At 73.1% G+C, this 5,024-nt stretch carries 6 protein-coding genes; 4 read left to right on the top strand and 2 right to left on the bottom strand.

Going from position 1 to position 5,024, the window contains the following annotated elements; all coding sequences use genetic code 11:
* The coding region (locus tag OZN99_RS25265) for an urease accessory protein UreH domain-containing protein (RefSeq protein ID WP_270938003.1) at positions 1 to 383 on the bottom strand (383 nt) is incomplete at its 3' end.
* A gap of 321 nt (positions 384 to 704) precedes the next feature.
* Here OZN99_RS25265 and OZN99_RS25260 point away from each other — a divergent pair.
* The gene (locus OZN99_RS25260; RefSeq protein WP_270938002.1) at positions 705 to 1,103 is read left to right on the top strand and encodes a septal ring lytic transglycosylase RlpA family protein; all 399 of its coding nucleotides are present in this window, start codon (positions 705 to 707) and stop codon (positions 1,101 to 1,103) included.
* A 73-nt stretch (positions 1,104 to 1,176) separates the two neighbouring features.
* Here the strand turns inward: OZN99_RS25260 and OZN99_RS25255 are convergent, their stop codons facing one another.
* Positions 1,177 to 2,016: a tryptophan 2,3-dioxygenase gene (locus OZN99_RS25255; protein ID WP_270938001.1), complete on the bottom strand. Its 840-nt coding sequence runs from the start codon at positions 2,014 to 2,016 to the stop codon at positions 1,177 to 1,179.
* A gap of 60 nt (positions 2,017 to 2,076) precedes the next feature.
* Between OZN99_RS25255 and OZN99_RS25250 the strand changes: the two genes are divergently transcribed.
* From OZN99_RS25250 to OZN99_RS25240, 3 genes are all read left to right on the top strand, one after another.
* Positions 2,077 to 3,237, top strand: coding sequence for an aminotransferase class V-fold PLP-dependent enzyme (locus tag OZN99_RS25250; RefSeq protein WP_270938000.1), 1,161 nt, complete (start codon positions 2,077 to 2,079; stop codon positions 3,235 to 3,237).
* Positions 3,238 to 3,301: 64 nt separating this feature from the next.
* Positions 3,302 to 4,288, top strand: coding sequence for a 4-hydroxythreonine-4-phosphate dehydrogenase PdxA (gene pdxA / locus OZN99_RS25245; RefSeq protein ID WP_270937999.1), 987 nt, complete (start codon positions 3,302 to 3,304; stop codon positions 4,286 to 4,288).
* Positions 4,285 to 5,016 (top strand): pyridoxine 5'-phosphate synthase, encoded by a 732-nt coding sequence (locus OZN99_RS25240; protein WP_270937998.1) that lies wholly within the window; start codon positions 4,285 to 4,287, stop codon positions 5,014 to 5,016. Before pdxA ends, OZN99_RS25240 begins: the two co-directional genes overlap by 4 nt.
* The last annotated feature ends 8 nt before the right edge of the window (positions 5,017 to 5,024 follow it).

Raw genomic sequence — 5,024 nt, 5'->3', positions numbered from 1 at the left:
CGGAACCGCGCCGGCAGCCGCGCCGAGGCGTGGGCCGCCATCAGCAGCGCCGCACCCAGCAGCAGCAGCGCCAGCAGCCAGCGCAGCCCGCTGAGCTGCGTCACCAGCCCCGCCGTGCCGCCGGCCAGTGCGCCAAGCGTCGCATAGCCGAGCATCCGGCCGAGGTGGTACGGCACCAGCGCCGCCCCGGCGAGACGCGCCAGCATGCCGCCGCCGGCGTTGCGGTCGGCGAGGGCGCCGGCCTGCGCCAGCACGAAAGGCGCGCACATGCCCGCGCAATGCGTCGCCCCGCCGGCGAGGCCCGCCAGGAACAGGGCGAGCGCCACGGCGGGCACCCCGCCCGGGCCGATCGCGGTCAGGTCCTTGAGGCAGTCGGCGAGCATGGCGGCCTTTCCAGCATGGGAAGGGGCACGGGGTCCTTGCGGTGGATCAATCGCCCGGACTTCGCGGCTGCCCGGCACCGCCGGGACAGTCCTCGCGCCACCTCGACAATTCACGCGAGCGGCCATCCACAGGCGGCCTGAGCTTCGCAACAGGCGACGAATTCAATAATCGACAGCAGGACAGTGCAGATCGTCAATACTGTCCGAAATACTCATCCGGCAATCCGCCATGCTGTCCGCACGCAGCGGCTGTATACGGCAAGCGCCGAATTGTTCATTTTCGGGGTTGCCAAATCTGTCATCGCGGGTTTTGTTGCCGGCATGATGGCGACACGAACGAGGCTTGGGCTGCTGCCCGCCGTCCTGGCACTGGTCGGACTTCTCCCGGTCAGCGCCGAGGCCTTCGAGCCCCAGCGCGGCACCGCCGCGGTCTATGATGCCAAGCGCTTCACCGGCCGGCCGATGGCCAGCGGCGTGCGCTTCCACCCCGACCACGCGGTCGCGGCGCATCGGCACCTCCCGCTCGGCACCCGGGCGGAGGTGACCAACCTGCGCACCGGGCGCACGACCACGGTGACCATCATGGACCGCGGCCCCTTCACGCCCGGCCGCATCCTGGACCTCTCGCCGCGCAGCGCACGGGAGATCGGGATGAATGGCGGGCTGGCCCAGGTCGAGATCCGCCCGATCGACCTGTACGCGCTGCACCAGCCGCGCTGAGGCGCCTGGCAGGCCCGGCCGCCGGCGCCGCCCTGGCGGTCTCGACGGTGGCCCGGGGCATTCCAGCTCGGCCCTACAGCTTGCCCCGGACGCTCCACAGTTCCGGGAAGAACCGCTTCTCCAGCACGCCGCGCAGATAGGCCACGCCGGCGCTGCCCCCGGTGCCGGGGCGCCCGCCGATGATGCGCTCCACCGTGGAGAGGTGGCGGAATCGCCAAGTCTGGAAGGCGTCCTCCAGGTCCACCAGTTCCTCCGCCAGCTCGTACAGGTCGAAGTGGCGCCCGGCGTCGCGATAGACCTCGGCCCAGGCGGCCTCGACGCCGGCATCGGGCGCATGCGGCCGCGTCAGGTCGCGCGCCAGCACTGCGGGCGGCACCGGCAGGCCGCGCCGAGCGAGCAGGCGTAGCGCCTCGTCGTAGAGGCTGGGCGCGGCGAAGGCGTCCTGCAGCATCGCGTGGATGTCCGCGCGGTGGCGGTGCGGCTTCAGGTACAGCGCCTCCCGCGCGCCCATGCGGATTTCGATCAGCCGGTACTGCCAGGACTGGAAGCCGGAGGAGGAGCCGAGGCTGCCGCGGAAGGCCAGGTAGTCATGCGGCGTCATGGTGGTCAGCACCTCCCAGGACTCCACCATCTGCTTCTGGATGCGGCTGATCCGCGCCGTCGCCTTGAAGGCCGGGCGCAGTTCGTCGGCGCGGATGCAGGCCATGGCGAGGCCCATCTCATGCGCCATCAGCTTCATCCACAGCTCCTGGACCTGGTGGATGGTGATGAACAGCAGCTCGTCATGCTGGCCGGAGAGCGGCTTCTGCGCCGACAGCAGCGCATCCAGGCCGAGATAGTCGCCATAGCTCATGCGCGCCGAGAAATCGGTCTCGACCCCGTCCGCCCCCTGCGGCGCGACCCCTTCGGCCATCGCAACCTCCTCCAGCAGCGCCCCTGGGCGCGCGGCGACTCCCTCCGCATATGGGGCGGGATGCTCGACCTGCGCGCCCATTTCTCCCGCTTCCTGACCGCCGATCCGGGCCGGCTGCACTTCGCCGCGCACAGCCACCACCCCTGGCCCGACGTGACGCGGGAGGCGCAGCTGCGCGCCTGGGACGACGCCGCGCGGCTGCAGGACGCCAAGTGGGAGACGGTGCTCGGCCCCGTGCTGGCCGACTGCCGCGCGAAGGTGGCGCGGCAGCTCCGCCTGCCCGATCCTGCGACGCTCGTGTTCGCGCCGAACACGCACGAATTCGTGCTGCGCATCCTCTCCGCGCTGCCGGCGCACCGGCCGCCGCGCATCCTGACCACCGACGCCGAGTTCCACAGCCTCTCCCGCCAGCTCGCCCGGCTGGAGGAGGAGGGCCTGGTCGCCGTGACGCGCATCGCCGCGGAGCCGCACGCGACCTGCCTGGACCGCCTGGTTGCCGCGGCGCGGCAGGGCTTCGACCTGGTCTGGATGTCGGAGGTGTTCTTCGCCACCGGCTTCGCGCCAGGGGATGGCGCCGCCGGGCTGGACGCGCTGGCCGAGGCCGCCGGGGAGGCGGTGCTGGTGCTGGACGGCTACCACGCCTTCATGGCGCGCCCGGTCGATCTCTCGTGGCTGGCCGGCCGCGCCTTCTACACCGCCGGCGGCTACAAATACGCCATGGCCGGCGAGGGATGCTGCTTCCTGCACTGCCCGCCCGGCTGGCTGCCGCGCCCGCGCGCTACCGGCTGGTACGCCGCCTTCGGCGCCCTGGCCGGGCCGCAGGGAGAGGTCGGCTACGCCGCCGATGGCTGGCGCTTCATGGGCGCCACCTTCGACCCCTCCGGCCTCTATCGCCTGGCCGCCGCGCTCGGCTGGTTCGAGGCGCAGGGGCTGACCACCGCCCTGGTGCGCGAGCACGCCCATGCGTTGCAGGCGCGGTTCGTCGCCGGGCTCGGCGGCACGGGGCTCGACCCGGCGCGGCTCGTCGTGCCGCTGGATGAGCCGCGGCGCGGCAACTTCCTGACCTTCGACATGCCGGATGCGGAGGCCTGGCAGGCCCGGCTGGCCGTGGCGGGCATCGTCACCGACCGCCGCGCGACCCGGCTGCGCTTCGGCTTCGGCATCTACCAGACGGCGCAGGAGGTGGACGCGCTGCTGCACCGGTTGCGCGGGCTGGCCTGATGCCTGGCGTGATCGCTCCCTCCCCGGCTTGCGGGGGAGGGTTGGGGTGGCGGCATATGCCGCCATGACTGCGCCCCCCCTCGCGCTCACCATGGGCGAACCCGCCGGCATCGGGCCGGAGATCACGCTCGCCGCCTGGCGCGCGGTGCGCGCGGCCGGCCCGGCCTTCTGCGTGCTCGGCGATCCCGCGCTCTACGCTGGTGCGAAGGTGGCGGTGATCGAGACACCGGAGCAGGCGGCCGCGGCCTTCCCTGATGCGCTGCCCGTCATCCCGCTGACGCTCGCCGCCCCCGCCATCCCGGGCCGGCTCGATCCGCGCAACGCGCCGGCGGTGATCGCCTCCATCGAACGGGCGGTCGGCTACGCAAAGGCGGGCCGGGTCGGCGGCGTGGTGACCAACCCGATCCAGAAATCCGTCCTGACCGCCACCGGCTTCCCGCATCCCGGCCACACCGAGTTCCTTGGGGAGTTGGCGGGAACCGGGCAGCCGCCGGTGATGATGCTGGCCTGCCCCGGCCTGCGCGTGGTGCCCGTCACCATCCACATGTCCCTGAAGCGCGCCGCGGCGGAGTTGACCACGGAGGCCATCGTGACCCAGGGCCGCATCGTCGCCGCCGCGCTGCGGCGCGACTTCGGCATCGCCGTGCCGCGGCTGGTGGTGGCCGGGCTGAACCCGCATGCCGGCGAGGACGGGACGATGGGCCGGGAGGACATCGAGATCGTCGCCCCCGCCGTCGCCGCCCTGCGCGAGGCCGGCATCGCCGCGCGAGGCCCGCTGCCGGCGGATACCCTGTTCACGCCGCGCGCGCGGGCCACCTATGACTGCGCGCTCTGCATGTACCACGACCAGGCGCTGATCCCGGTGAAGACGCTGGACATGGATGGCGGGGTGAACGTGACGCTCGGGCTCTCCATCGTGCGGACCAGCCCGGACCACGGCACCGCGCTCGACATCGCCGGGAAGGGGCTGGCCGATCCCGGCAGCCTGATCGCGGCGCTGCGCATGGCCGGCGAGATGGCCGCGATGCGCGCGAAGGACACCACGCGATGACGCCGCTCACCCTCTCCGTGAACATCGACCACGTCGCGACGCTGCGGAACGCCCGCGGCGGCACCCACCCGGATCCGCTGGCCGCCGCACTGGCCGTGCTGGAGGCCGGCGCCGACGGCATCACGCTGCACCTGCGCGAGGACCGGCGGCACATCCGCGACCACGACGTGGAGCGCATCCGCGCCGCGATCGCCGCGCCGCTGAACTTCGAGATGGCCGCGACGGAGGAGATGGTCGGCATCGCCGAGCGGCTGCGCCCGGCCGATTGCTGCATCGTCCCGGAGAAGCGGGCGGAGCTGACCACGGAAGGCGGGCTCGACGTGCTGCGGGCCGGGCCCTTCCTGGCCGAGGCCGTCCAGCGGCTCTCGGCCGCCGGCATCCGCGTCTCGATCTTCGTGGAGGCCGACCCGGCGCAGATCCAGGCGGCCGCAGCGCTCGGCGCCCATGCGATCGAGCTGCACACCGGCACCTATGCCGATGCCGCGCCGGAAGCGCGCGCCCCCCACCTGGCCCGCCTGCGGGAGGGCGCCCACGCGGCCGCGGCGGCGGGCCTGGCCTGCCACGCCGGCCATGGCCTGTCCTACGAGACGATCGGCGACATCGCCCGGATCCCGGAGGTCTCCGAGGTCTCGATCGGCCACTTCCTGGTCGGCCAGGCGGTGTTCGAGGGCCTGCCCGCGGCGGTGCGCCGCATGAAGGCGCTCATCGCGGAGGCGCGCGGGGGCTGACCCCCCGC

Source organism: Falsiroseomonas oryzae (assembly GCF_027856955.1).
GTDB lineage: Bacteria > Pseudomonadota > Alphaproteobacteria > Acetobacterales > Acetobacteraceae > Falsiroseomonas > Falsiroseomonas oryzae.
The sequence above is the reverse complement of the archived record's forward strand: the minus strand, read 5'-3'. Positions and strand labels throughout refer to the sequence as shown.

Coding starts and splice junctions, on each gene's coding strand:
- pdxA (WP_270937999.1), top strand. CDS start 3,302: ATGACTGCGCCCCCCCTCGCGCTCACCATGGGCGAACCCGCCGGCATC.
- OZN99_RS25255 (WP_270938001.1), bottom strand. CDS start 2,016: ATGGCCGAAGGGGTCGCGCCGCAGGGGGCGGACGGGGTCGAGACCGAT.
- OZN99_RS25250 (WP_270938000.1), top strand. CDS start 2,077: ATGCTCGACCTGCGCGCCCATTTCTCCCGCTTCCTGACCGCCGATCCG.
- OZN99_RS25240 (WP_270937998.1), top strand. CDS start 4,285: ATGACGCCGCTCACCCTCTCCGTGAACATCGACCACGTCGCGACGCTG.
- OZN99_RS25260 (WP_270938002.1), top strand. CDS start 705: ATGATGGCGACACGAACGAGGCTTGGGCTGCTGCCCGCCGTCCTGGCA.